23 protein-coding genes are annotated in these 26,145 nt (G+C 67.1%); 13 read left to right on the top strand and 10 right to left on the bottom strand.

Going from position 1 to position 26,145, the window contains the following annotated elements:
• Nucleotides 1-4 precede the first annotated feature (4 nt).
• Nucleotides 5-235, bottom strand: a complete 231-nt coding sequence (locus P5F91_RS04915; protein ID WP_145612381.1) for a hypothetical protein — start codon at nt 233-235, stop codon at nt 5-7.
• 414 nt (nt 236-649) lie between these two features.
• Here P5F91_RS04915 and rfbB point away from each other — a divergent pair, with 414 nt between their 5' ends.
• From rfbB to rfbA, 3 genes are read left to right on the top strand one after another with little or no spacing between them, the layout of a single operon-like run.
• Entirely contained in the window at nt 650-1,720 is a 1,071-nt protein-coding gene (rfbB, locus tag P5F91_RS04910; protein WP_145612380.1) for a dTDP-glucose 4,6-dehydratase, read from the top strand.
• 11 nt (nt 1,721-1,731) lie between these two features.
• On the top strand, nt 1,732-2,625 hold the full coding sequence (gene rfbD, locus P5F91_RS04905; protein ID WP_145612379.1) for a dTDP-4-dehydrorhamnose reductase: 894 nt from the start codon (nt 1,732-1,734) through the stop codon (nt 2,623-2,625).
• A gap of 57 nt (nt 2,626-2,682) precedes the next feature.
• Nucleotides 2,683-3,567, top strand: a complete 885-nt coding sequence (rfbA, locus tag P5F91_RS04900; protein ID WP_145612378.1) for a glucose-1-phosphate thymidylyltransferase RfbA — start codon at nt 2,683-2,685, stop codon at nt 3,565-3,567.
• A 154-nt stretch (nt 3,568-3,721) separates the two neighbouring features.
• Here the strand turns inward: rfbA and P5F91_RS04895 are convergent, their stop codons facing one another.
• Entirely contained in the window at nt 3,722-4,510 is a 789-nt protein-coding gene (locus P5F91_RS04895) for a helix-turn-helix transcriptional regulator (RefSeq protein ID WP_145612377.1), read from the bottom strand.
• 196 nt (nt 4,511-4,706) lie between these two features.
• Here P5F91_RS04895 and P5F91_RS04890 point away from each other — a divergent pair, with 196 nt between their 5' ends.
• Together P5F91_RS04890 and P5F91_RS04885 are read left to right on the top strand one after the other, a co-directional pair.
• On the top strand, nt 4,707-5,054 hold the full coding sequence (locus P5F91_RS04890; protein ID WP_186454861.1) for a ribbon-helix-helix domain-containing protein: 348 nt from the start codon (nt 4,707-4,709) through the stop codon (nt 5,052-5,054).
• Between the two features lie 186 nt (nt 5,055-5,240).
• Nucleotides 5,241-6,695, top strand: a complete 1,455-nt coding sequence (locus P5F91_RS04885; protein WP_277906684.1) for a methyl-accepting chemotaxis protein — start codon at nt 5,241-5,243, stop codon at nt 6,693-6,695.
• A gap of 75 nt (nt 6,696-6,770) precedes the next feature.
• Here P5F91_RS04885 and P5F91_RS04880 read toward each other — a convergent pair whose 3' ends face one another.
• Genes P5F91_RS04880 through dctP form a run of 3 tightly spaced genes read right to left on the bottom strand, consistent with a single transcriptional unit; the run spans nt 6,771 to nt 9,758 of the window.
• The gene (locus P5F91_RS04880) at nt 6,771-8,117 is read right to left on the bottom strand and encodes a TRAP transporter large permease (protein WP_145612375.1); all 1,347 of its coding nucleotides are present in this window, start codon (nt 8,115-8,117) and stop codon (nt 6,771-6,773) included.
• Nucleotides 8,104-8,685, bottom strand: a complete 582-nt coding sequence (locus P5F91_RS04875) for a TRAP transporter small permease (protein WP_145612374.1) — start codon at nt 8,683-8,685, stop codon at nt 8,104-8,106. Before P5F91_RS04875 ends, P5F91_RS04880 begins: the two co-directional genes overlap by 14 nt.
• Nucleotides 8,682-9,758, bottom strand: coding sequence for a TRAP transporter substrate-binding protein DctP (dctP, locus tag P5F91_RS04870; protein WP_145612373.1), 1,077 nt, complete (start codon nt 9,756-9,758; stop codon nt 8,682-8,684). The genes P5F91_RS04875 and dctP overlap by 4 nt, the downstream gene beginning before the upstream one ends.
• A 389-nt stretch (nt 9,759-10,147) precedes the next feature.
• On the opposite strand from dctP, the gene P5F91_RS04865 reads away from it, so the two are divergent.
• The 3 genes from P5F91_RS04865 to P5F91_RS04855 all read left to right on the top strand — a co-directional run bounded on the left by P5F91_RS04865 (nt 10,148) and on the right by P5F91_RS04855 (nt 14,029).
• Nucleotides 10,148-10,867 carry a GntR family transcriptional regulator gene (locus tag P5F91_RS04865; protein WP_277906683.1) on the top strand — a complete coding sequence of 240 codons (720 nt, stop codon included), beginning with the start codon at nt 10,148-10,150 and terminating at the stop codon, nt 10,865-10,867.
• Nucleotides 10,868-10,946: 79 nt separating this feature from the next.
• Nucleotides 10,947-12,440 (top strand): malonyl-CoA decarboxylase, encoded by a 1,494-nt coding sequence (locus P5F91_RS04860; protein ID WP_145612371.1) that lies wholly within the window; start codon nt 10,947-10,949, stop codon nt 12,438-12,440.
• A 47-nt stretch (nt 12,441-12,487) separates the two neighbouring features.
• On the top strand, nt 12,488-14,029 hold the full coding sequence (locus P5F91_RS04855; protein WP_145612370.1) for a malonate--CoA ligase: 1,542 nt from the start codon (nt 12,488-12,490) through the stop codon (nt 14,027-14,029).
• Nucleotides 14,030-14,162: 133 nt separating this feature from the next.
• Here P5F91_RS04855 and P5F91_RS04850 read toward each other — a convergent pair whose 3' ends face one another.
• Nucleotides 14,163-14,330: a YdcH family protein gene (locus tag P5F91_RS04850; protein ID WP_081486311.1), complete on the bottom strand. Its 168-nt coding sequence runs from the start codon at nt 14,328-14,330 to the stop codon at nt 14,163-14,165.
• Between the two features lie 410 nt (nt 14,331-14,740).
• Between P5F91_RS04850 and P5F91_RS04845 the strand changes: the two genes are divergently transcribed.
• Complete coding sequence (locus P5F91_RS04845) at nt 14,741-16,069, top strand: MFS transporter (RefSeq protein WP_145612369.1); 1,329 nt, start codon at nt 14,741-14,743, stop codon at nt 16,067-16,069.
• Nucleotides 16,070-16,194: 125 nt separating this feature from the next.
• Here the strand turns inward: P5F91_RS04845 and P5F91_RS04840 are convergent, their stop codons facing one another.
• Nucleotides 16,195-17,682 (bottom strand): hypothetical protein, encoded by a 1,488-nt coding sequence (locus P5F91_RS04840; protein WP_145612368.1) that lies wholly within the window; start codon nt 17,680-17,682, stop codon nt 16,195-16,197.
• Complete coding sequence (locus P5F91_RS04835) at nt 17,679-18,431, bottom strand: ABC transporter ATP-binding protein (RefSeq protein ID WP_145612367.1); 753 nt, start codon at nt 18,429-18,431, stop codon at nt 17,679-17,681. The genes P5F91_RS04840 and P5F91_RS04835 overlap by 4 nt, the downstream gene beginning before the upstream one ends.
• 213 nt (nt 18,432-18,644) lie before the next feature.
• On the opposite strand from P5F91_RS04835, the gene P5F91_RS04830 reads away from it, so the two are divergent.
• A complete protein-coding gene (locus tag P5F91_RS04830) occupies nt 18,645-20,321 on the top strand; it encodes an alkaline phosphatase family protein (RefSeq protein WP_211107021.1) in 1,677 nt (558 codons plus the stop codon).
• 50 nt (nt 20,322-20,371) lie between these two features.
• On the opposite strand, the gene P5F91_RS04825 is transcribed toward P5F91_RS04830, so the two are convergent.
• On the bottom strand, nt 20,372-21,565 hold the full coding sequence (locus P5F91_RS04825) for a GGDEF domain-containing protein (protein WP_277906682.1): 1,194 nt from the start codon (nt 21,563-21,565) through the stop codon (nt 20,372-20,374).
• 106 nt (nt 21,566-21,671) lie between these two features.
• Complete coding sequence (locus P5F91_RS04820; RefSeq protein WP_277906681.1) at nt 21,672-22,613, bottom strand: ion channel; 942 nt, start codon at nt 22,611-22,613, stop codon at nt 21,672-21,674.
• A gap of 300 nt (nt 22,614-22,913) precedes the next feature.
• On the opposite strand from P5F91_RS04820, the gene P5F91_RS04815 reads away from it, so the two are divergent.
• From P5F91_RS04815 to P5F91_RS04805, 3 genes are all read left to right on the top strand, one after another.
• The gene (locus P5F91_RS04815; protein WP_277906680.1) at nt 22,914-24,809 is read left to right on the top strand and encodes a potassium transporter Kup; all 1,896 of its coding nucleotides are present in this window, start codon (nt 22,914-22,916) and stop codon (nt 24,807-24,809) included.
• 114 nt (nt 24,810-24,923) lie between these two features.
• Nucleotides 24,924-25,400 carry a bacterioferritin gene (gene bfr, locus P5F91_RS04810; protein WP_004271553.1) on the top strand — a complete coding sequence of 159 codons (477 nt, stop codon included), beginning with the start codon at nt 24,924-24,926 and terminating at the stop codon, nt 25,398-25,400.
• A 201-nt stretch (nt 25,401-25,601) separates the two neighbouring features.
• On the top strand, nt 25,602-26,135 hold the full coding sequence (locus tag P5F91_RS04805) for a hypothetical protein (protein WP_145612363.1): 534 nt from the start codon (nt 25,602-25,604) through the stop codon (nt 26,133-26,135).
• Nucleotides 26,136-26,145 lie beyond the last annotated feature (10 nt).

The following is a 26,145-nucleotide window of genomic DNA, read 5'->3' as shown; positions in this document are numbered from 1 at the left end:
TGGCTCAACGGCGCACCAGGGCGGCACCCATCAGCACCACGCCCAGGATCAGGGCGGCGGGGCCGACGAAGGGGGGGACGACATGGGTGTTCTCTTCCTTCGCGGTGACCTTCAGGTCGCCGATCTTGGCCAGTTCCTTGGTGTCCTTGGTGGTGAACATCGGCACGGCCAGGGCCAGCACGCCCAGAACCACGATAACGGCGCCGGTGATCAATAATCCACTCTTGCCAGCCATTTCTCTCTCCGTTCTCAGGTCCGCTTGATCATGTGGTGCCCCGTATTGATGGGCGCTTTTTCATCTTCAACAGTATCGTATCTGGCGCATTCGTCACGGCTGCTTTGGTCGTACATCAATATCCTGGTCCCTGCCGTCCATGATTTATGACGCAGACCTATAGTGTAGGCTTGCGAATGGCTGTTTATTCGCGTTGCCCTAGATTAACGGCGAAAGGGGGTACGACCTGCGGCCGGGCGGCCCTACTTTTGGCAGGTTATCGCAGGTGCCCCCGCCGGCCCCGCCCGCGCCGGAAGGAAAAGGACGTACATCGCGGAGTTTGCTTTTGGCCGGGACGGAGTTGTATTTTCGGGCGCGTTGTTCAGACCTGCCGCCCGCGAATGGCAGGATGAGGGTCGTAAAGGAGTTTGGCGCGTGAAGATAATGGTGACGGGTGCGGCCGGTTTTATTGGGTCCGCGGTGTGCCGCCTGTTGGCGTCCGAAGGGCAGGATGACCTGGTGTGCGTGGACAAGCTGACCTACGCGGCCAGCCTGGAAGCCATCGGTGAGGTTCTGGCCGGCGGCCGTGCCGTCCTGGAAAAGGCCGATGTCGCCGATGTCGAGGCCATGCGCGACATCTTCAAGCGCCACCAGCCGGACGCCGTGATGCACCTGGCGGCGGAAAGCCATGTCGACCGCTCGATCGAGGGGTCGGGCATCTTCATCCGCACCAACATCAACGGCACCCACGTGATGCTGGAAACGGCGCGGGAGTACTGGCAGGCCCTGCCGGAGGAGCGCAAGGCCGCCTTCCGCTTCCACCACATCTCCACGGACGAGGTCTATGGCTCGCTGGGTGAGGAGGGGCTGTTCCGTGAGGACACCGCCTATTCGCCCAACTCGCCCTATTCCGCCAGCAAGGCGGCGTCGGACCATCTGGTCAACGCCTGGTACCACACCTATGGTCTGCCGACGCTGCTCAGCAATTGCTCCAACAACTACGGCCCGTTCCACTTTCCGGAAAAGCTCATCCCCCTCATGATCCTGAACGGGATGGAGGGCAAGAAGCTGCCGGTCTATGGCAAGGGCGACAACGTCCGTGACTGGCTGTTCGTGGAAGACCATGCGCGCGCCCTGGTGCTGATCGTGCGCAAAGGCGTGCCGGGGGAGCGCTACAACGTCGGCGGCAACGCTGAACAGCGCAACCTGTACGTGGTGGAAACCATCTGCGACCTGCTGGACGAGCGCCTCCCCAGCAGCACCAAGCGCCGCGATCTGATCACCTTCGTGACCGATCGTCCGGGGCACGACCAGCGCTATGCCATCGACGCCTCCAAGATCAGGCGCGAGCTGGGGTGGGAGCCGTCGGTGACCTTCGAGGAAGGCATCCGCCGCACCGTCGATTGGTACCTGGCGAATCGCTGGTGGTGGGAACCCATCCGCGAGGCTAAGTACTCTGGCCAGCGCCTGGGTGTGACCGCCCCCGCCGCAGCCGTCGTCGGCTAAGGGGGCGTCTCATGACGGGGGAGAGCGTGGGGACCGTTCGGGTACTGCTGCTCGGCGGGGCGGGTCAGGTGGGCTTGGCTTTCCGGCGCGTGGTGCCGGCCAACTGGCAAGTCACGGCCCCGGGCCGCGAGGCATTGGACATCGCCGACGCCGATGCCGTCCTGGCGGCGGTGTCGGCCGCCGATCTGGTGGTGAACTGCGCCGCTTATACGGCCGTGGACAAGGCCGAGAGCGAAGTCGATGCGGCCTATGCCGCCAACCGTGATGGCCCGGCGGCGCTGGCCCGCGCCTGTGCCGTGCGGGACACCCCCTTGCTGCACCTGTCGACGGATTACGTCTTCGACGGCACCAAGGTGGGCCCGTACGTGGAAACCGACCCCGTCGGCCCTGTCAGCGTCTACGGCGCCTCGAAAGAGGCGGGCGAGCAGGCGGTGCGGGCGGCTTTGCCGGCCCACGTCATCCTGCGTACGGCCTGGGTTTATGGCCCCGACCGCGCCAATTTCCTCAGGACCATGTTGCGCCTGGGCGCGGAGCGGGAAGAGCTGCGCGTTGTGGCGGATCAGCACGGCTGTCCCACCGCGGCGGCGGACATCGCCGACGCCCTGGTGGCGGTGGGGAACCGCATCCTGGATGGGCAGCGCGACGGTTTCGGCACCTATCACCTGTGCGGTACCGGCGCCACAACGTGGCACGGCTTCGCGGCGGAGATTTTCGCCCAAGCCCAGGCGCGGGGCGCCAAGGTCCCGCGTCTGGTGGCGATCGGCACAGCGGACTATCCCACCCCGGCCAAGCGGCCGGCCAATTCGGTGTTGGACTGCGCGCTGCTGGAGCGGGTTTTCGGCTGGCGGGCGCCGGCCTGGCCCGACAGCCTAGCCCGCAGCCTGGATGTCCTGCTGCCGGCCTGATCCTGACGCGCAACTTCGGATTTTCCTTTAACCTTATAAAATACAAGGCTTATTCAAATGAAGGGCATCATCCTCGCGGGCGGTTCCGGCACGCGGTTGCACCCCCTGACCAAGAGTGTCAGCAAGCAGCTGCTGCCCATCTATGACAAGCCGATGGTCTATTACCCGCTGTCGGTCCTGATGCTGGCCGGCATCCGCGACATCCTGCTGATCAGCACGCCGCACCACTTGCCCCTGTTCCAGGATTTGCTGGGCGACGGCGCGCCCTGGGGCATCAACCTGTCCTACGCCGAGCAGGCGGCGCCCAACGGCCTGGCGGAGGCCTTCATCATTGGCCGCGACTTCATTGGCAACGACCCCTGCGCCCTGGTGCTGGGCGACAACATCTTCTACGGGCAGGGCTTGAGTGCCCAGGCCCAGAAGGCCGCCTCGGTGAAGGATGGCGCCACCGTCTTCGCCTATTGGGTTGAGGATCCGCACCGCTATGGCGTGGTGGAATTCGACGAGCAGGGCCGCGCCATCAGCATCGTGGAAAAGCCCAAGGAGCCCAGGTCCAACTGGGCGGTGACCGGCCTGTACTTCTACGATAACCGGGTGGTGGACGTCGCCCGGGAGATCAAGCCCTCGCCCCGTGGCGAGCTGGAGATCACCGACGTCAACAACGTCTATCTGCAGCAAGGCAACCTGCTGGTGGAGCGCCTGGGCCGCGGCACCGCCTGGCTGGACACCGGCACCCACGATTCATTGCTGGAGGCGGCGGAATTCGTGCGCACCATCGAGCATCGCCAGGGACTGAAGATCGGCTGCCCCGAGGAAATCGCCCTCGAACTGGGCTTCGTGGATGAAGAGGCGGTGCTGTCCCAGGCCCGGGCCTACAAGAACAGCCCCTACGGCCAGTACCTGCAGCGCCTGGTCAGCCGCCGCCGCGCGTCGCAGTATTAAGGCTCCCTCGATGAGCAGGGGGCCGGCTGACTCCCGGCGCCCCTTTTCTGCGTCCCTCTTCCAGGCTCGCGACCGCGAGCCCCGCAGCGAGCACCGTAGGGCGGAGCGAGGATAGCCGAGGCCGCGGATGCGGCCGCTGGCGCCTGAAGCCAAATCAAGGATAAATCAGGCCCATCTGGATGGCCTTGGCCACGGCGTGGATCTTGGAGTAGCAGCCCAGCTTTTCCAGCGCATTCTGCAGGTGAAAGGTCACGGTGCGGCCGGACACGCCGATGATCTCGCCCGTTTCCTCCACCGTCTTGCCCCGGCTGGCCCATACCAGGGCCTCCTGTTCACGCTGGGTCAGCGTCGGCGGCGGGGTAACGGGTGTCAGGCGCATGCTGACCACCCGTTCATGGAAATAAAGGGCACTGAGGCGCAGCCACGCTGGCGCCGAATCCGGGCTGATCAGCCCCTCCGGCTTTTGCGTCCAGAACAGGCTGACCACCGCCGAGGCCAGGCGGCCCTGCGGGTCCACCGTGTGGGTGGGAATGACGTACCCCTGGGTGTAGCCGTGATCGGCGGCCGAGGTCATGACGGCGATGGCGCGCTGGGCATCCTGCTTGGCCCGGCCGCGCGCCGGCAGATCCAGCTTGGAGGGCGCCTGCAGGCTGGCATGGAACTCCGGCACGTCGGCCCACGTCAGGGGGGCGGCCTGCCGTTTCGCCATCACCATCAGCGGGTCATGGCTCATATACCCTTCGGACAGGTAGGTGTGGAGAAAATCCTCCCGCACCGTCGTGCGCACGAAAAGGTCCGGTTCGCCCGGCGCCGGGCCTGGGCGGCTGTCGATGTAACTGACGGCGGCGTAGCCGAGGTCCCGGGCCAACTGGCTGAATGTATTGAATAAATCTTCAGGATTGTCAGGCTGGCCCAACCGGTTTAGGGCTTCGTCCAGGATCATGGGAAAGCGTCCGAGAGGCCCGGGGAGGGGCGCGCGATTGACGGGTTGGGGCACCTCTTTCGCGTCAAAAGCGCCTAACCCTGTATGAGTCTACAGTTATGTAACTACATTTCCCCCGCTTTGATAAGGACCGCCATCACACCCCCGGATAATGCGCTCCGGTAGCGCGTCCGGATCCTTGTCTCGGAGCATGGATATGACCGTACTGACCAGCCATCGCCTTCCGTTTCCGGTTCTGGCCGCCGTGCATCAGGCCACGGCGCCGCGGTCCCTGGTGCCGCGCAGCGTCCGCGTGGGCACCCGCCGCACCTCCATGCGGCTGGAGCCACAGTTCTGGACCGGCCTGGACCTTTTGGCCCGCCAGGAAGGCTGCCAGATCGCCGAGCTGCTGGACGTGATCGACCGCTCGCGTGATGACGAAACCAGCCTGTCCAGCGCCGTGCGCGTGGTCGTGGTCAGCTATTTCCAGTGGCTGGCGTCGGTGGAGACCTTGGCGACCCCCGTGCAGGCGCCGCAGCAGAACCTGAGCCAGGCGTTCTTCTGATCGCCGCTTCCCGCGCCATTCGTTGATGCCAGGTCATCGGGGCCCCCAATGGGGCCCCGCTTCATTGCACATTAGTGATCCAAGTCAAGGCGAGGCGTACCGGGAACGGTTATCTGGGAAAACCTTTTCCGGGAGATTGGCCCCATGCCTGCCGCATCGCTTGCCTCTGCTGCAAATCTGTCGCCCTTGGACCGTGTTCGTCGCACCACCACGCTGTTGGTGCTGACGCTGCTGGTGGCGCAGATCTTCGTTCTTCTGGCTGCCCAACTGGTGGTCCTGGGTGGGTTCGACTGGCGTCAACCGGCGGCGACGCTGCTGGTCGTGCTGGTGGCGGCGGGTGCCTGGGCGACCCTGCCGCCCCCGGCCAGCCGTCTGGTGCTGGCCGCTTGCCTGCCCCTGGCCGGCGCCCTGTCCATTTGGGCCTTCGCCGGCAATCCGTGGCAGACGGGCATGCAGGTCTATGTCTACATCCTGGTTGCCGTGTCCGCCGGCTTTTGCGACGGGCGTACTCTGGCGGCGTCCGCGGCAGCCGTGGCGATGTTCTTCATCGTCGGCGGGCTGGCGGTTCCGGAGTCGGCCGGCGTCCGCGGCGGGGAATACCTGCGCATCCTGATGTACGTCTGGCTGGTGGTGTTCGAAGGCGCCCTGCTGGCCTGGCTGGCCCAGACCATGGCCCGGTCCTTCCAGCGGTCGGATGAGGCCCTGGCCGATGCCCGCCAGGCGCATGAGGAACTGGCCCAGGCGACATCCGCGCGCGAGGCCATGGCCGCCCAGGCGCGGGACGAACGCAACCGCCTGATGCTGGCCCTGGCGCGGCGCCTGGAAAGCGACGTCGGCGGCCTGGCGGGTGAGGTCGCCGGGGCGGCCACCGACGCCCGCGGCTGTGCCGATGATCTGCGCGCCCTGGTGCGGCGCGGGTCGGACAACGCCGGCGCCATCGCCGCCTCGGGCGGGGATGCGCTGGACAGCGCCTCGCAGGTGGCGGATGCGGCCTCGCAGCTGTCCGAGGCCATCGCCGAGATCAGCAGCCAGGTGGCCCGCTCCTCCGGCGTGACGCGCGAGGCGGCGGAGCGGGCGCGCTCCGCCCAGGCCATCATCAACGGCTTGTCGGAAGCGGCCTCCAGCATCGGCAGCGTGCTGGCCACCATCAGCGAGATCGCGGAACGCACCAACCTGCTGGCACTGAACGCCACTATCGAGGCGGCGCGCGCCGGCGTGGCGGGCAAGGGCTTCGCCGTCGTGGCGTCGGAGGTGAAGAACCTGGCCGGCCAGACGGGCCTGGCGACGTCTGAAGTGGCGCAGAAGGTGGCTGCCATCCGCGACAGCACGCATGAGGCGGCGGAGGCCATCGAATCCATTGCCACCGTCATCTTCGACGTGGACGCGGCCACCTCCGCCATCGCGGCGGCGGTTGAGGAACAGGACGCCGCCACGAAGGAGATCGCCCGCAGCGCCGCGGAGGCGGTGCAGAGCGCCGGTGCCGCCGCCCGGGGGTGTGAGGAGACGCTGTCGGCCTGGACCGACACCAACGGCTCCGCCGACGGCATCGCCGACCTGTCCAAGCTGCTGTCGGGCCGGGTGGAAAAGCTGCAGACGGTCGTGGATGGCGTGGTCGCCGAGATCCGTACCGACGCGGCCTGACCAGGCGGCCAAATCCGAAAAAGAGGAAGGGGGGCGGCCCCCGATGGGACCGCCCCCTTCCTCTTGGCGGTTGGTTCACCCGGCGTAAACGGCGCCGGGCAGCCAGGTGGCGAGGCCTGGCACCAGGCACAGCGCCAGGATGGACACCAGCATCAGGCCCACGAAGGGCAGCACCCCCATCACCACGTCGCGCAGGGGAATGTCCGGCGCGATGTTCTTGATGACGAAGATGTTCAGGCCCACCGGCGGGTGGATCAGGCCCATCTCCATGACGATGGACATGATGATGCCGAACCAGATCAGGTCGAACCCGGCGGCCTTCAGCGGTGGCAGGATGACGGGTGCGGTCATCAGGATGATGCTGACCGGCGGCAGGAAAAAGCCCAGCACCACCACCAGCGCCAGGATGGCGGCCAGCAGCACCCACTTCGACAGGTGCATGCCCACGATCCACTCCGCCGCGCCCTGGCTGATGTGCAGGTAGCTCATCACGTAGGAATACAGCAGCGACATGCCGATGATCATCATCAGCATGGTGGACTCCCGCAGGGTGGACATCAGGATGGGACCCATCTGTCCGGGTCGCCAGATACGGTAGATGCCGGCCACCATCACCAGCGCCAGGACAGCCCCCAAACCCGCCGTTTCCGACGGGGTGGCGATGCCGCCATAAAGGGCGAACATGACGCCGATCAGCAGGATGACAAAGGGCAGCACGCGGGGAATGGCGGCGAAGCGTTCGCGCGCCGTGAAGGTGTCGGTGCGCAGAAGCTCCGACCACGTCCCGCCCTGGGCGTAGGCCGCCGTGGCCACCGCCTTTTCCCGGCGATAGCGCGCCACGGCGTAGATCGCGAACAGCACCACCATCAGCACGCCCGGCCCGATCCCGGCCAGGAACAGGCGGCCCAGCGACTGTTCCGCCGCGACGGCGTAGAGGATCAGGGTGATGGAGGGCGGCAGCAGGATACCCAGGGTGCCGCCGGCGGCGATGATGCCGGCGGCGAAGCCGGGGGAATAGCCGCGGCGGCGCATCTCGGGAATGCCGGCGCTGCCGATGGCTGAACAGGTGGCGGGGCTGCTGCCGGCCATGGCGGCGAACAGGGCGCAGGCGAAGACGTTGGCCACGCCCAAGCCACCCGGCACCCGGCCCATCCATACATGCAGGGCTGAATAAAGGTCGGAACCGGCGCGTGACCGGCCGATGGCAGCACCCTTCAGGATGAACAGGGGGATGGTCAGCATGGTGATGCTGGCCATCTCCTCGTACACATTCTGGGTGACGGTATCCAGTGAGGCCGCCGGCATGAAGAAGTACATGAAGACCACGGCGACGCTGCCCAGCGCGAAGGCGATGGGCAGGCCGGCGAACAGGGCCACCAGGGTGGCGCCGCCGTAGAGCAGGCCGATCTCAACCGTGCCCATGGGCGCGTCCTTCCATAGGGGCATCCCCCGCCTGGGGCGCCAGCAGTTGCAGGGCGATCTGCAGGGTCAGCAGGGTCATGCCCGCCGACATGGCGAGGTAGGGGATCCACAAGGGCGGCGCCCAGGAGGAGAAGGTGGCGTAGCCCTCCACCCAGGCCTCATGGCACAGCACCCAGGACTTCCAGGAGAAAAAGCCGCAGAACAGAAAGGAGATGAGGTCCGCCACCCAGCGGCGCACACGCTCCACGCCCGCGGGCAGCAGCCCGCCCACCGCCTCGATGGCGACATGACCCCGGCGGGACTGGACGTAGGCTGCGGACAGGAAGGTGGCGCCGACCAGCAGGAAAATGGCGGTCTCATCCTGCCAGTCGGACGAGTGGTGCAGGAAGTACCGGGCCAAGGCCTCTTCGGTCATGACGATGCCGGCGGCCACCACCGCCACCGCCGCGACGGTGGCGATGACGCGGTTGGTCCAGGCCAAGGCCATGCCCGCCCAGCGGACGGGGGCCGACGCTCCCCGGGGCAGGCGCGCAGCCCCTGGCCCCTTATCGAGCTCGGCAGCCCTCATGCCACATCCTCGGCCAGCTTCAGCAGGGCCGCGGCCTCGGCGGAACGGTCGGCGAAATCCTTCCAGGCGGTGTCGCGGGCGATGGCGCGCCATTCGTCCATGACCTTGTCGTCCATGTCGACGACCTTCACGCCCGCCTTGGCATAGATTTCGGCCACGCGCTGGTCGTCCTTCCTGGCCTCTTCCATGCCGAAGGGCTCCAGCGACTCACCCACCGTCAGCAAGGCCTTCTGCTGGGCGGCGGGCAGGCCGTCGAACACGGTCTTGGACATCATCAAGGGTTCGAGCATGTACCAGAAGCTTTTCTGCCGGGCGGCGGTCAGGCTTTTGCTCTGCTCTTCCAGCTTGAAGGAGATCAGGCTGGTGGAACTGGTCACGGCGGCGTCCAGGTTGCCGGTCTGCATGCCGGCATAAATCTCGTTGGACGGAATGGAGGAGACGGCGGCGCCGGCCGCCTTGAACATCATGTCCATCTCGCGCGACCCGCCCCGGATCTTGATGCCCTTCACGTCGGCAGGATGCAGCACCGGGGTGCCGCGCGCGGCGACGCCGCCCGCTTGCCACACCCAGGTCAGGATCTTCACGCCCTTGGCCTCCAGCGCCTTGGTCAGCGCCTCACCAATGGGCTTCTTCTTCCAGGCCAGGCCCTGCTCATAGCTTGTCACCAGGCAGGGCATCAGGCCCAGGTTCATCTCCGGTATCTCACCACCGCCGTAGGGCATGGGATAGAGGGTGAAGTCCAAGGCCCCCTTCCGCAGGGCCTGCAACTGCGCCACCGTCTTCATGAGGGAGGAGGCGGGGTAAACCTCGAACTTCAACGCGCCCTTGGTCTCCGCCTCCACCTGCGCCGCGAACTTGCGGCACAGCCGGTCGCGGAAGTCGCCCTCCGTCAGCGTGCCGCCGGGGAACTGGTGGGAGATTTTCAGGGTGGTCTGGGCCTGGGCACGGGTGGGAAGCAAGCCGCCGGCGCTCAGCACCGTGCCCCCCAGGGTCAGGGCAACGGGGCTGGCCGCCATGGCCCCCAGCAGGGCACGGCGCGACAAGGCGGTGTTGGGCGTCTGATCGGTCGACATGGGGGCGTGTTCCTCACCGTGGGCAGGCGCCGGTCTTCTTCTGGTCCGGCGTTGGGGTTGGGCCTGAAGCGTCGGTTCTGACAAGGGAACGGGTAAAGGCGGGGCCATGTGCGACGGCCCGCTCAAGCACTTGGGCGCCAACTTCGACGCGCTGATTCTCCCGGCTTCCGCAATTGCTCAGTAAATGCTGCAATGGCGAAATATGTCTTTATTTGCAGATGCTTGGGTGGTGGAAGCATGTCAGAGCGGCTCGGGGGCGTCAATCTCTGAAACGCAAGATTGTCCGTCTTGCATGCATGAAGATGACTGGTGTATGCGTAAAATCAGGCAAGGGGACGGGTGCCCGCCGGCCGCCGATAACGCCTGCCCCGCCCCGGATGAGGTGACCCATGGCCCTTCCCGAAACCCGTTCCGAGCAATTGGCCCGCGCGCTGGAAGACGACATCTGCGCCGGCCGCGCCCTGCCGGGGATGCGGCTGGACGAACAGGTTCTGGCCCAGCGTTTCGGCACCTCGCGCACCCCGGTGCGGGAGGCGTTGAAAATGCTGGCGGCCCAGGGTTTCGTGGAAATACGCCCGCGGCAGGGCGCCGTGGTGGTCGGTCTGGACGTGCGCCAGGTGCTGGAGCTGTTCGAGATCATGGTGGTGCTGGAAGGCCTGTGCGCCCGCCTGGCGGCCCGCCGCATGACGCCGGCGGAACGGGCGGATCTCATGGCCGTCCATGGCGAATGCCAGCGCCTGGCGGCGGCCGGCGACCCCGACGTCTACTACGCCATGAACACCCGCTTTCATGAGGTGATCTACGCCGGCAGCCACAACCGTCAGCTGGAGGAGGAGACGCGGCGGGTGCGCAACCGCCTGTCCCCCTACCGCCGCAACCAGTTGCACCAACTGGGGCGTGTTGCGAAGTCGGTGCAGGAGCATGACGACGTGGTGCGCGCCTTGCTGGAGGGCGACCCCGATCGGGCGGAAAGCCTGATGCGCCGCCACATCGGCATCCAGGGCGACGGCCTGTCCGACTTCGTGTCCAATATGTCGACACCGCAGGCTGTGTCCAGCCCCCCGCCGGCCTTGGCGGGCACGCTTGGCCGGCCTACCATTGTGCGGTGACCGTTCGCCGCCATCTCAATATGCGCTCCGCCCGCTCCGGTTCGTCCATTCCAGTTTGCAAGGCCATGAGGTCCAGCCCATGAGCAGCAGCACCTTCTTCCGGTCCATGTTGACGACCATCGCCGATCGCGGCCGCGCCCTGGTGCGCCGTCACGGCCCCATGGTGGAGGATTTGCTGGAGGACGCGGCCAAGCTGATGCCGCTGTCCGCCAAGGGGCAGCCCAAGCGCGACCTGCCCACCCTGTGCGACACCCTGCTGTCCGGCCGGGGTGAGGCCTCGGGCGTGGCGCTGGCGGGCCAGATCCTGGACCAGTGGGCGCGGCTCGACACCGCAGGCCAGCGGGCCTTCCTGCTGGATTTGGCCTATCGTTTCGGTCCCGACCCGATCAAGCTGGACAAAGCCATTGATGCCTATCGCGCGGTGCCGGGCGCCGGGACGGCGCTGACCCTGCACAACGCGGCCGAGGCGCGGCGGCAGGAGCTGTTCCGCCGCCTGAACCTGGCCCCCGGCGGAACCGAGGCGGTGGTGCGCATGCGCGAGGCCCTGTTCCGGGTCATGGCCGACGCGCAGGGGGTGGAAAAGCAGGCGCTGGAGGCGGTGGACGCCGACTTCAGCCATCTGCTGGCCAGCTGGTTCAACCGCGGTTTCCTGGTGCTGCGCCACATCGACTGGACCACGCCGGCCAATATCCTGGAAAAGATCATCCGGTATGAGGCGGTGCACACCATTCGCGACTGGGACGATCTGCGCCGCCGCCTGGCGCCGGCCGACCGGCGCTGCTTCGCCTTCTTTCATCCCCAATTGCCCGACGACCCGCTGATCTTCGTGGAGGTCGCATTGGCGCCGGACATCCCGGCCAGCATCGACGTCCTGCTGGCGGAGGGCCGCGCGCCCATGGCGGAGGAAGACGCGACCACCGCCGTGTTCTATTCCATCTCCAACTGCCAGGAGGGGCTGCGCGGCGTTTCCTTCGGCAACTTCCTGATCAAGCAGGTGGTGGAGGATTTGCGGGCAGAACTGCCCAACCTGCGTACCTTCGTCACGCTGTCGCCCGTGCCGGCCTTCGCCAAATGGCTGGCGCGGGAGCGTGGAGACGAGGCATCCGCCGTGCTGGCGCCGGCGGACAAGGCCATCCTGGCGGCGCTGGACCAGCCGGATTGGCAGCGCGATCCGGGCACCGCCGCCACGGTGTCGCCCGTGCTGCTGCAGGCGGCGGCGCATTATTTCCTGAAGGCCAAGTCCCGTGGCAACAAGCCGGTGGACCCGGTCGCCCGCTTCCACCTGGGCAATGGCGCCCGGTTGGAACGTCTGAACTTCCTGGGCGATTTGTCGCCCAAGGGCCTGAGCCAATCGCATGGCCTGATGGTCAATTACCTCTATAAGCTGGACGACATCGAAACCAATCACGAGCGCTACGCCGACAAGGGCGAGGTGGTGGCCGCGGCGGCCGTCCGCCGTCTCCTGAAGGCCGAAAGCGGCACGGACGAACCCAAGCCGCCCAAGTCTGACAGGGCCGGGGTATCCAAGCGCGCCCGCCCCGCCACCGATACCGCCCAGCCGCCTGTTGTTTAAGCCCCAATAATAACAACGCCCCAAGAAGACGCCGGAGTGTGACCGCCATGGCCAACCATCTCTTTTCCCTGATCCTGAGCCGCATGCCGGCACGGGAGACCCCGTTCATCATCATTCCGGAAACCAGGGGCCAGCCTGAGCGGATACTGACCTACGGCGAAATGACGGCGCTCTCGGCCCGTATGGCCAACCTTCTGGTGGCGCGGGGGGTGAAGCCGGGTGACCGTGTGGCGGTGCAGGTGGAGAAAAGCGCTGAAGCCATCATGCTCTATCTCGCCTGCGTGCGGGCGGGCGCCATCTACCTGCCGCTGAACACCGGTTACACCCTGGCGGAACTGGACTATTTCATCGGCGACGCCACGCCCCATCTGGTGGTATGCGATCCCGCCAAGGCGGGCCCTATGACGGAACTGGCCCACGCCAAGGGCGTGGCCGCCGTGGAAACGCTGGGGGGCCAGGGGGCGGCCGATGCCGGCACCCTGCTGGCGGCGGCGCTGGAGCAGTCCAGCACCTTCGCGGACATCGACCGTGGCGCCGATGACCTGGCCGCCATCCTCTACACTTCAGGCACCACCGGCCGGTCCAAGGGCGCCATGCTCAGCCATGACAACCTGGCCTCCAACGCCCTGACCCTGGTGGACTATTGGCAATTCACGGGCCGCGATGTGCTGCTGCATGCCCTGCCCATCTTCCACACCCATGGCCTGTTCGTGGCCACCAACACCCTGCTGCTGGCCGGCGGCACCATGATCTTCCTCGCCAAGTTCGATGCCGACGAGGTCATGCGCCAGTTGCCGCGCGCCACCACCATGATGGGTGTGCCCACTTTCTACGTCCGCCTGCTGCAGCATCCGGGCCTGACCAAGGAGGCGACGGCCCACATGCGGCTGTTCATCTCCGGCTCTGCCCCGCTGCTGGCCGAAACCCATGACAGCTGGCGGGCCCGCACCGGCCTGGCGATCCTGGAACGGTACGGCATGACCGAGACCAACATGAACACCTCCAACCCCTATGACGGCGACCGGGTGGCCGGTACCGTGGGCTTCCCCCTGCCGGGCGTGGCGCTGCGCGTGGTGGATCCGGAGACGGGCGCCGCCGTTCCGCAGGGGGAGATCGGCATGATCGAGGTGCGCGGCCCCAACGTCTTCAAAGGCTATTGGCAGATGCCGGAGAAGACGGCGGCCGAATTCCGCCCCGACGGCTTCTTCATCACCGGCGACCTCGGCACGATCGACGTCCGGGGCTATGTCCACATCGTCGGTCGGGGCAAGGACCTGGTCATCTCCGGCGGCTACAACGTCTACCCCAAGGAGATCGAGACGGAGATCGACGGCCTGCCCGGCGTAGTGGAAAGCGCCGTCATCGGCGTGCCGCATCCGGATTTCGGCGAGGGCGTGACCGCTGTGGTGGTGCGCCAGAAGGGCGCGACCGTGGATGAGGCCGCCGTGCTGGCCGCCCTGGACGGCCGCCTGGCCAAGTTCAAGCAGCCCAAGCGCGTGCTGTTCGTGGACGACCTGCCGCGCAACACCATGGGCAAGGTGCAGAAAAACCTGCTGCGCCAGGAATACCAGGGGCTTTACAGGAAATAGCCCCCTGTCGCGCGTTGAAATCGGCATAAAAAAAGACCGGACGGGACGCCCCACCCGGTCTTTGATTTTTTCAGGACCCCGGCACCCGGTTCAGGTGGACGGCGGCCCTACATGGCCAGTGGCCCGCGGCGGATCAGTGCCGCGTGTGTTCGTCGATCTTCTCTTTCAGCCTGAGCTTTTCGAATTTCATGCGCTGCACGAGGGCGCTGTCATGATAGGGGCGTGCCAGCTCGCTGTGGATACGGTCTTCCAGACTGGCATGCTTCTGGCGCAGGCTTTCGACGAAATTGTCAGTGGCCATAGTTCCCTCCAGCTATCTGTTCAAGGGATAAAGGCGAGATCGCCTTGAGTGTCTTAGACGATGGTCCGGTTCTGGCAGTAGTTCCATCCCGTTGACCGCCAGCGCAACAAGATGGGCGCCAGCGTATATTTTCTTTTATTGACGCATCCATCATCGGGCGACAATCGGCGCCTTGATGCGGTCATGCCGCGTTTCAAAAGCTTACGCCCCTCATAGGCCGAAGTCTTCAACAAAATAGGATAGTGCTAGACGAAGGGCAGTGGCGTGTTAAGCCTTCGTCCAGCCGCCTATGACAGCGCCATGACAGCCATATGACACCCGGAAGGCTCTGGGTTTCAAGGCTTCTTGAAATACGGGTAATTGCCCGTATTATAGAGGCCGCCCTGTACCCCGATCGGATAAGCGCCGCCATGACCGATGTGACCGCCCCCAAAAATTCCTTTGGCTCCGCGCCCCCATTGGCCCGGCACTTGGCCCGGCAGGTGGAGGGGCGCATGCATTACGGGTGGGTGGCGGCCGCCCTGGCTTTCACCACGCTATTGGTGGGCGCGGGGGTGCGGGCGGCCCCGGGCGTGCTGTTCGTGCCCTTGGAACAGGCGCTGGGCTGGGACCGCGCCACCATCGCGGCGGCGGTATCGCTGAACATCTTCCTCTATGGCTTCATGGGCCCATTCGCGGCCGCCCTGATGCAGGCTGTCGGCGTCCGGCGCACGATCCTGACAGGCCTGGGCCTGCTGGCGGTGACGACCATCACCAGTACCCTGATGACCCAGCCCTGGCAGATGATGCTGTCCTGGGGTCTGCTGGTGGGCCTGGGCACGGGCCTCACCTCCATGACCCTGGCGGCCACGGTGGTGAACCGCTGGTTCATCAAGCAGCGCGGCTTGGTCATGGGCCTGCTGACGGCCAGCTCGGCCACCGGCCAACTGGTGTTCCTGCCGGGCATGGCCGCCCTGGCCACCCATTTCGGCTGGCAGGCGGTGGGTCTGACGGTGGGCGCCGCCGCCCTTGTGCTGGCGCCCCTGGTGGGCCTGCTGCTGCCCGACAGCCCGCGCGCGGTGGGCCTGGCGCCCCTGGGGGGGACGCTGGAGGATGAATTGCCGCAAGGTAGCGGCAACCCTATCGTCATCGCCTTCACCACGCTGGGCCGGGCGTCGAAATCGGTGGATTTCTGGCTGTTGTTCGGCAGCTTCTTCGTTTGCGGCCTTTCGACCAACGGCCTGATCGGCACCCACCTCATCTCCGCCTGTTTCGACCAGGGCATCCCCGAGGTGGCGGCCGCCAGCCTGCTGGCGCTCATGGGCCTGTTCGACCTGGTGGGCACCACCGGGTCCGGCTGGCTGTCTGACCGGGTGGATAGCCGCAAGCTGCTGTTCTGGTATTACGGTCTGCGCGGCCTTTCCTTGTTTTACCTGCCCCTGTCGGGCTTCAGCCTCTATGGCCTTTCTATCTTCGCCGCGTTCTATGGCCTGGACTGGATCGCCACGGTGCCACCCACCGTACGCCTGGTCACCGACCGCTTCGGCCGTCGCGACGCGCCCGTGATCTTCGGCTGGGTGGGGGCGGGCCATCAGATGGGTGCTGCCCTGGCGGCCTATGGCACCGGTATCATCCGCACCGAATGGGGCAGCTACTTCCCGGCCTTCCAGGTCGCGGGCCTGGCCTGCGTGCTGACCGCGATCATGGTGCTGTTCATCAACCGCCGCCGCAACACCGCGACGCTGGCCGCGGCCGAGTGAATGCGCTCTGCGGCGGAAAGTGACCTTAGGGCGCGACCGCGTCCGCCGGAAGTTTCCGGGGAGCGCAGCGGACTGGAAACTGAGGATAGCTAAGGGGCGGATGCCCCGCCAGCGCCTGAAGCAACTTATAAAGGCGCCCGCAGGATGGCGACCAGGCCCAGCAGCCCGCCCGCCACCAGCAGGGCGAAGGGGTTGTGGTGCAGCATCAGGACGGTGGCGCCCATCCAGCCGTAGCTCATCATCATTTCCAGCAGGGTGCGGCCCACCAGCTTGCCGGTGGCGCCCTTGCGCGGCTTCAGCACCTGGTCCACCGCGCTTCCGCTGACCGGTTGCACCCACAGGCTGGCCACCACGGCGCAGAAGGTGGCGGCGATGCCGCAGCTGAGGATGGTCAGCGTGCCCCACAGGCTGATGCCGCCGGCCAGGGCGGCTACCAGGGCCACCACCGCGAGGGGCGGCAGGCCGGCGGCTTCCACCTTGGCCTGGCGCAGGCGCTTGGCCGGAACCGGAGCGGCGTTGATCAGGTCGGCGGCCCCGTCGGCCAGGGCCAGCTTGGCCAGGGTGCCGGCCGTCAGGGCGGCCAAGGGCACCACCAGGGCGGCCAGGGTCAACGGGTCGGTCCGCCACTGGTCCTGCATGGAAATGACTAGGATGATGGCGCCGCTCATCTGCTGGAACAGCAGCAGGGGCAGCTGAGGGTGGCGGCGCATCAGCCGCCATTCCTTGCGGCGCAGCAGGGGGCCCAGACGGTCCTGGAACTGGTGGGCCTTGGTCGGTGCCTTGGTTGCGGCCGTCGTGGCGCCGGCCGCGGCGGAGGCGGTGGCGATGAAGGTGGCACCCCAGCGCGCGGTGACGCCGGCGAAGATGCTGACGCAAGCGATGACCAGGACGGCCAGGGATAGCGGGTCGCCCAGCAGCGCGTGGCCCGGCAGCAGAACGAAGGCCGCCAGCGGCCCGTGCCTCAGCCCGTCGGTGCGCGCCATCCAGTCGATATGCGGGCCCAGCAGCCGGGGGATCTGCCCCGCCAGGCCCATGAGCATGCCGGTGAAGGCGGCGATGCCCTGGCCCACGACGCGGGCGCGCCGCACCCCCACCCAGCGCACCAGCAGCAGTGCCACCAACAGGGCGACGCCCGTCACGGCCAGGGCCAGGGCGGGCAGGGCCACGTAGGCGGCCAACCAGTTGGGATGGCCGAAGATGGCGCCCATGTTGGCGATGGGCAGGATCAGGGCAGCGGGAAACAGCAGGGTCCCGGCCATCACCGCCAAGGCACGGGCCGGCAGGATGACGGCGGGCGACAAGGGGGATGACAGCAGCAGGTCGTAGTCCCCCCGGGCATAGATCGTGTCCATGGCGCGGTAGATGGCCGTGCCCATCATGAAGCAGCAGGCCAGCGCCGCCACCATGGCGCTGATCGCCGGCTGCATGTCGGCGCCTCCCCCTTGTGCGGCGCCTATGGCCATGAAGGCGCCCAGGACGTGGAACAGGATCACCATGGCCAGCAGGGTGATCCAGACGCCGGGGGATGACAGTTTGATGGCCCGCGCGGCCAGGCGCAGCTCATGCCGCAGCAGCCACGCCAAGGTCCCCGGGCGCAGTGTAGCGGCGGTCATGCCGGTTCCCGCTCGGTGTTGGCCGGGGCTGCCACCAGGTCCAGGAACACATCCTCCAGGGTGCTGTCGTCACGGCCCACCCGGCCGCGCAATTCCGCCAGCGTGCCCTCGGCCAGCAGCCGGCCGTCCTGGATGATGCCGATGCGGCTTACCAGCCGCTCGGCCACGTCCAGGATGTGGGTGGTCAGGATGATCGTCGCACCCGCCCGCACCCGTTCCACCAGGATGTCCTTCACCTCGCGGGCGATGGCCGCGTCCAAGCCGGTCAGCGGCTCATCCAGGATCAGCAGGCGCGGGTCGTGGATCAGGGCACCGGCCAGGGCCGCCTTTTGCTTCATGCCCCGCGAGAAACCTTCGCACCGCTCCGCCCTATGATCCCACAGGTCCAGGCGGTGCAGCAGTTCCTCCGCCCGCGCGCTGGCATCGGCCGCGGGGACACCCCACAGGCCGGCCACGAACTCCAGGAACTCCAGCGGTGTCAGCTTGTCGTAGATCAGCGGCTCATCCGGCAGCCAGGCCACCTGGCGCTTCGCCGCGATGGGATCGGCCAGGGCATCGACGCCGAAAACGCGGACGCTGCCGGCGTCCGGCCGCAGCAGGCCCACGATCATGCGCAGCGTTGTGGTCTTGCCCGCGCCGTTGGGGCCCAGCAGGCCGTAGAACTCGCCGGGCGCGATGGTCAGATCCAGGCCCCGCACCGCCGGCCGGCTGAACGCCTTGGCCAGCCCCCGCACTTCCAACGCCGTCATGCATCCCCCAAGATGACGCCATCCCAGCATTTCCACCTTAAGTCACGCGCCCCGTGGCGGCAAGCCGGCCGAAACACATGACATTTCAACGACAACGCCAGACATCTGTTGCGATCCGGCGGCCGATGGAAAACAAGGGTGCGGGCCCTGCGGCGCCCGGTCGCATGGGGGCCGGGCGCCGGTGCCCGCCGATCGCAAGGGGTGAAGGGGGGTATGATGACGCGTTGGTATTCCAGGATGGTGGCGCCCCTGATGGCGCAGCTGTGCGCCGTGGCATCCCTGATGGCCACGCCCGCCGTGGCGGCGGATGCCGAGGCGCCGGCCCCCAAGCTGATCGTGCTGGTCTCGGTCGACCAGTTCTCCACCGACCTGTTTCAGCAATACCGCAGCCATTTCACCGGCGGCCTGCGCCGGCTGACGGAGGGGGCGGTGTTCCCCAACGGCTATCAAAGCCATGCGGCGACGGAAACCTGCCCCGGCCATTCCACGCTGATGACCGGCGACCACCCGGCCCGCACCGGTATCATCGCCAACGACTGGTACAGCTTCAAAGGCCCCCGGCCGGGCAAGATCTATTGTGCCGAGGATGAGAGCAAGGGCAGCTACAAGGCCTATGTTCCCTCCGACGTGCACCTGAAGGTGCCGACGCTGGGCGAGCGGATGAAGGCGGCCGACCCGGAGGTGCGTACCGTTTCCGTCGCCGGCAAGGACCGCGCCGCCATCATGATGGGCGGCCACGCCGTGGACGAGCTGTGGTTCTGGAAGGATGGGCAGGGCTTCATTTCCTACGAAGGCCGCACCGCGCCGGCGGCCGTGACCGCCGTGAACGAGGCCGCCATGGCCGAGATCGCCAAGCCCGCCAAGGAATATGCCGAGCCGGAATGGTGCAAGGCCATCGACATGCCGGTGGCGGTGGAGAGGAAGGATGACGTCCTGACGGTCGGCAACGGTCGCTTCGCCAGGCAGCCTGGCCCCAAGGCGGAGGCGCAGTGGCGGGCATCCCCCGCGTTCGACGCCGCCATCATCGACCTCGCCGTCCGCCTGATCAAGGACATGAAGCTGGGCCACGGCAAGTCCGTGGACGTGCTGACCGTGGGCGCCTCGGCGACCGACTATATCGGCCACAGCTACGGCACCGAAGGATCCGAGATGTGCATCCAGGTGGCCAACCTGGACCGCACGCTGGGCAAGCTGGTCGCCGCCCTGGACGCCACCGGGGTGGACTATGTCCTGGCCCTGTCGGCCGACCACGGCGGCAATGATATCCCCGAGCGTGAGCGCCTGCGCGGCATGCCGATGGCGGCGCGCGTGGACGACGGCCTGGTGTCCGAGAACCTGGGCAAGAAGGTGGCGCCCCTGGGCGTGGACGGTGCGGAACTGCTGTTCGGCGGCGGCAACGGCGACGTCTGGGTGGGCCCGACGGTCGCCGGCGCCTGGCGGACCAAGGTGCTGAACGAAACGCTGGCCCTGTACCGGGCCGACCCGCAGGTGGCCGCCGTCTATACCGCGGCGGAGGTGGCGGGCGCGCCGGCGCCCACCGGTGCGCCCGACACGTGGAGCCTGCTGGACCGCGCGCGGGCCTCGTTCGACCCCAGCCGGTCCGGCGATCTGGTCGTCTTCCTGAAGCCGCGCATCACCGCCATCCCGTCCAAGCCGGCCAGCTACATCGCCACCCACGGCAGCCCCTGGGACTATGACCGGCGCGTGCCCATCCTGTTCTGGCGCAAGGGCATCACCGGCTTCGAGCAGCCGCTGTCCGTCGAGACGGTCGACATCATGCCGACCCTGGCGGCTCTGGTGGGCTTCAAGCTGGCGGCCGGTGATGTCGATGGCCGCTGCCTCGATCTGGATGGGGGGCCCGGCGACACGTGCCCGGTTGCTGCCCAGTAAGAGGGCAGCCCAGTAAAAGCGGCGGCACCCGGCGCGTGACGGAACCCGAACTAAGCCGCGCCGGCCAGGCCGGGACGGATGAAGGGGATGAGGCAGCCGGCGACGGCGGTGTAACGATTGCGGCCGGCGCGCTTGGCGGCGTACATGCGCACGTCCGACATGGCCACCAGGTCATTCCAGTCGCGGCTGCCATCGGACATCCGCTCCGCCAGTCCGATGCTGGCCGTCTGTGGGGTGCCGTTGGGGCGTAGGCCCAGGCCGCCGTCCGCCAGGCGGTCGATGATGGGCAGGGCGTCGGCAAGGGTGGTCGCCGGCAGGATCAGCAGGAACTCTTCCCCGCCCCAGCGCACCAGTGTGTCGCTGTCACGCACACTGGCGCGGATGCGGCGGGCCGCCTCGCGCAGGACGGTGTCACCGGCCTCGTGGCCGTAGCGGTCGTTGACGTCCTTGAACTGGTCCAGGTCGAAGAAGGCCAGCGTCAGCGGCTGGGTCAGGCGTTCGGCGTTGGCGAAGCGCACGGCCAGCAGCTCGGCCCCCGCCTGCCGGGTCAGTGCCTGGGTCAGGCCATCGCGGCTGGCTTGGTCCGTCAGGGTGATCAGCAGGCGCAGCTGGCAAATGCCGGCGATCCCGGCGATGCCGGTGGTGACCAGCACGTGCCACAGGGCGCTTGCCAAGGGCTCGCCCTGCAGGATCTCGGGCCAGACCGTCATGGACAGGGCGGTGGCGCCCAGGATGGCCAGGCCAGCCAGGCCGGTTTCCAGCGCTGTCAGGGGAAACAGGGCCAGGCCGGCGGCCGTGATGTAGGGCAGGTCGTTGTAGGCGGTGTTGGCGGCGCCTTCGCCTAAAAAGCCCAGGGCACTGGCACCCAACACACCCAGCATGAGCTGCGCGGTCAGGTAGAAGGCCAGGCTGACGCCCACCAGCAGGCCCAGCGCTGGGGCGATGCCCAGGCGGCCCCGGCGCCAGCGGGGGTGGCAGGCCAAGGTCAGGAAGCAGCCGGCGCTGACCAGCCGGTCGGCGGCCAGGGCGCCCCAGGCGGGCCAGCGGAAACTCATGGCATCCACCCCCACCCAGGCCACGGTCAGGGCCGCCAGCAGCAGCGCCAGCATGCGCACCCGGCCGATGATCAGGCCATGGCGTTCCCGGGCGACGGCATGGCTGTGTCCGGCCGGCGTCAGCAGCGGGCGCATGTCGTCGCCGCTGGTGAGGAAATGGGCCAGGGTCACGATCGGTTGCCGGGGCACCGGATACTCCAGCGGGGGAGGGTTGCGGCGGTCCGGGGCGAAGGGATTCCGCCCCGGCCTTTACGCCTTCCGGTCTATGTATATCGGCCAGTTGTTAATGGCCGGTTTACGCGTTCCCGCCGGGTTCATCGGCCCCGGCGTCCGGCCGCGGCTTGGGCAACCGCTGCGGCTCGGTATCATGGAAGCGGCCGAAATCCAGCAGGCGGTGGCCATCATCGTGCACCTTGATGATGTCGACGAAGCGCTGGCCCCACAGGACGTCGCCGGCCTCGTAGGTTTTGCGGCTGTAGACCTTCTGCGAATAGTTTTCGTCCGTGCCGCTTAGCAGGACGATGAAGGTCGCGTGGCTTTGCCGCAGGGTCCATTCCGTCTGGCCGTACAGCGGGCTGCTCTCATCGATGCGGTGGACGATGGTCCAGGACAGGGCGAACAGGGGCGACCTGGCCCGCACCAGCTTCAACTCCTCGAACCCGCGCATCATGGTGCCTTCTTCCGTGATGCGCATGGTGCTGAACGACACGCTGGCCTCGGCCTCCAGGATCTGATTGCCGCGCGTGTTGCCCGCCCGCAGCATCAGCACCGGGTGCCCGTCATGCTGGGTGAACAGGATGTTGCGGCTGAACAGGATCAGCGCCTTGGGACGGGAGAAGCGGGCGAAGATCAGGCCGGTGATCTGGGCCACGCCCAGCATGCCGGTGAAGGACTCGGCCGCCGCCACGCTGTTGGCGTAGACGGTGTTGGGCGCCATGACGCCATAGCCCATGGTGCCCAGCGTCTGCACGCTGAAGAAGAAGGCGTCGGTGAAGGACCCGATGCGGGCGTTGGTGACGCCGCCCGGCTCCATCAGGTAAAGGCCGGCGAAAATCAGGTTGGCGATCAGGTAGATGGCCAGCGCCAGGCCGAAGAATCCGCCCCAGGAGATGCTGAGCAGGAAGTGGTAGGGGTCCTGCCAGCGCAAGGCTGGCACCCCCTTCAGGGTGGCGAAGGGGCGGCCGTCGACGGTGATGCGGCGTTGGTGTAGGCGGGCCAGTCGGCGATGGGGCGGCACGGGCGAAAAACCGTTTGTTCAGCGGGGGTTGCAGGGCTTGCGCCACCATAGCCCAAGCGGCGCGAAATGTCGTTTTTTCAAGCGCCGGACGGACCCGCCCGATGCTGCACCTGCGATGTCATGGTTGACTGCGGTCTTAATCCGTCCCAGGGTGGTGGCGTGGTCGATCCGGCCGCTTTGCCACCGATGTCGTGTTTCAACTGTCGTTTCGTTGCTATCGGATACCTACCTCTTTTAGCCATGTGCCCCGACCGGTCCCAGAACACGCCATCCTAACGCAGTCCACGCCGATCCCCACCGATGCAATCCAGCCACTCTAGCGACCAGCACGACGCCGGTCGCCGCCACTGGGCCCTGACCCTCGGGGCTTTGGGTGTCGTCTACGGCGACATCGGCACCAGCCCCCTCTACACCATGCACACGGCGTTCGACCCGGCCATCACGGGCATGCCGCTGAACGAGGCCAACATCTTCGGCTTCCTGTCGATGGTGGTGTGGTCGCTGGTCCTCGTGGTGACGCTGAAGTACGTCGTGCTGATCCTGCGCGCCGACAACAAGGGCGAGGGCGGCATCCTTTCCCTCTCCACCCTGGCGCTCAGCGGCAAGGACCGGTCGCGCTCGCAACGCCGGCTCATGACCGTGCTGGCCATGCTGGGCCTGGCGCTGTTCTACGGCGACGGCATGATCACCCCCGCCGTGACCGTGCTGTCGGCCGTGGAAGGGCTGGAGATATCCGCCCCCGACGTACAGCACTGGGTGGTGCCCATCACCGGCATCATCGTCGTGGGCCTGTTCCTGATCCAGAGCGGTGGCACCAACACCGTGGGCCGACTGTTCGGCCCGGTAATGACCTTCTGGTTCTTCTGCCTGGGTGTCATGGGCCTGGTGCACATCGTCCACGTGCCCCACGTGCTGAAGGCGTTGGATCCGCGCTACGCCCTGGACCTGGCCTTCAACCACGGCTGGTCGGTGTTCTACATCCTGGGTGCCGCCGTCCTGTCCTTCACCGGTGGTGAGGCGCTCTACGCCGACATGGGCCACTTCGGCCGCCGGCCCATCCGGCACGCCTGGGTGGGCCTGGTTTTCCCCTCGCTGGTGCTGAACTATTTCGGCCAGGGCGCCCTGCTGCTCAGCAAGCCCGAGGCCATCGACAACCCCTTCTTCCTGCTGGTGCCGGAATTCCTGCTGCTGCCCCTGGTGGTGCTGTCCACGGCGGCCTCGGTCATCGCCAGCCAGGCCGTCATCTCCGGCGTGTTCTCGCTGACCCGCCAGGCGGTGCAGCTGGGCTACATGCCCCGCATGGAAATCCGCCACACCTCGGAAAGCGAGATCGGCCAGGTCTATGTGCCCCGCATCAACTGGGCCCTGATGGTCGCCGTGGTGGCGCTGGTCATTGCCTTCGGCAGCTCCGCCAAGCTGACCGACGCCTATGGCCTGGCGGTGACCGGCAGCATGGCCATCACCACCATCATGGCCCTGTTCACCGCCCGCGACGTGTGGGGGTGGAGTCGGCCGCGCGCCGCTGTGGTCTTCGGCTTCTTCCTGTTCATCGACTTCAGCTTCCTGACCGCCAACTGCCTGAAGATCCCCCAGGGCGGCTGGCTACCCCTGACGGTGGGACTGGCGGTGTTCATGCTGGTCTCCACCTGGCGGCTGGGGCGCAAGGTGCTGTACGACCGCATCTATCGCGACGCCCTGCCCATGTCGCTGTTCCTGGAACGGGCGGACCGCACGCCGGTGCGCGTGGCCGGGACCGCCGTGTTCATGACCGGCAGCGTCGACAAGGTGCCCCACGCCCTGCTGCACAACCTGAAGCACAACAAGGTGCTGCATGAGCGCGTGGTGCTGATGCGGGTGCTGACGGAAGAGGTGCCGTGGGTGACGCGGGAACGCCGCGTGTCGATGGAAAAGCTGGGCAAGGGCTTCTTCTCCGTCACCGCCCATTTCGGCTTCATGGAGCAGCCCAACGTGCCGCGCGCCCTAGCCGAGTGCCGACCGCTGGGCCTGGCCATCGATTTGGCGGAGACCTCGTTCTTCCTGGGGCGCGAAACCCTGGTGCCGTCCTCCCGCTCCGACCTCACCCGCTGGCAGGAGCAGGTCTTCATCGCCCTGTCGGCCACGGCCTTGTCCGCAACGACATTTTTCGACATTCCGCCCAATCGCGTGGTGGAATTGGGGACCCAAGTCGAAGTTTAATCCGTCCCTGGTACCGTCTGCCGCGCGCCGCTGGAACGCTTTTGCAAGCGCCGCGCGGCAGACGGTGTCGTGGTCCGGTTTCGGGATGGGCCCCGCCTATAAGGAGAATAAGTGATGAAGGGCGATCCGCAGGTCATCGTTCACCTGAACAAGATCCTCACCAACGAGTTGACCGCCATCAACCAGTACTTCCTGCATGCCCGCATGCTGAAGAACTGGGGCCTGATGCGCCTGGCCAAGAAGGTCTATGAGGAATCCATCGGCGAGATGAAGCACGCCGACAAGCTGATCGAGCGCATCCTGTTCCTGGAGGGCCTGCCCAACCTGCAGGACCTGCTGAAGCTGAAGATCGGCGAGGACGTGCCGGAGATGTTCGAGGGCGATCTGTCCATCGAGCGGCACAACCGCACCTGCCTGCAGGACGCCATGACCTATGCCGAGTCGGTGCGCGACTTCCAGAGCAAGGAGATCCTGCGGGAAATCCTGGAAGACACCGAAGAGCATATCGACTGGCTGGAAACCCAGCAGGATCTGATCCAGCGCGTGGGCCTGCAGAACTACCAGCAGGAGCAGATGGGGTCGGAGTCGTAAGACGCCGCTCCGTCGCGCACGGAACTTGGGGGGGCCGGACGCGTCATGCGGCCGGCCTTTCTTATGGGCGCGTTCCAATAAAGCCATCGGCTAAAATCGCCGGCTTCGTTGTTGTTTTGTGACAACGATGGGTTGCGGCGGCGCCGGGTGCTGGCCTCTGCTATCTCAATCGCCATCCTGGATGTTTGCCGAGATGCCGTGATGTCGCGCCGCCCGCCGTTCACTCCCCTGCCGCTGCCGTCCCGCCGGGGCGTGGTGCTGGGCATGGCGGTCGTGGCACTGTCCGGCAGGGCGTTCCCCGCCCTGGCCGAGGGCGGTGTGCTGGTGGTGACGGCCGTCGGCGACCTGCCGGGCTTCCTGCCGCGGGAGGTGGCGCCCTTCCTGGCCATCGTGATGAACACCGCCGGCAAGAACACCCCCGGCGGCGGGCAATCGTTCGTCGCCGCCGGTGCCGCCACGCCGGACGGCGCGGCGTCCGACCGGGTGGAATGGACCTTCCGCGCCAACCCCTATGCGGCCGGCGCCTCGCGCAGCGTGGGGCCGCCCCGCTCCGCCGCCGGCCGGCTGTTCGGCACCCACCGCCTGATCTCGGTGGAACTGCGGCTTTACCGCGGCGGCCGCTACCAGGCCCAGGTCTTCGGCCAGGTGGAGGTGCAGGGCGGGCGGCGGGACGCCGATCTGCAGACCTTCGTCAGCGACATGACGCGGCGCATCCTCGATGCCGCAGCGCAGTAGGGGGACGGGG

Origin of the sequence: Nitrospirillum amazonense, assembly GCF_029594735.1 — a bacterium.
GTDB classification, from domain to species: domain Bacteria; phylum Pseudomonadota; class Alphaproteobacteria; order Azospirillales; family Azospirillaceae; genus Nitrospirillum; species Nitrospirillum amazonense.
The sequence above is the reverse complement of the archived record's forward strand: the minus strand, read 5'-3'. Positions and strand labels throughout refer to the sequence as shown.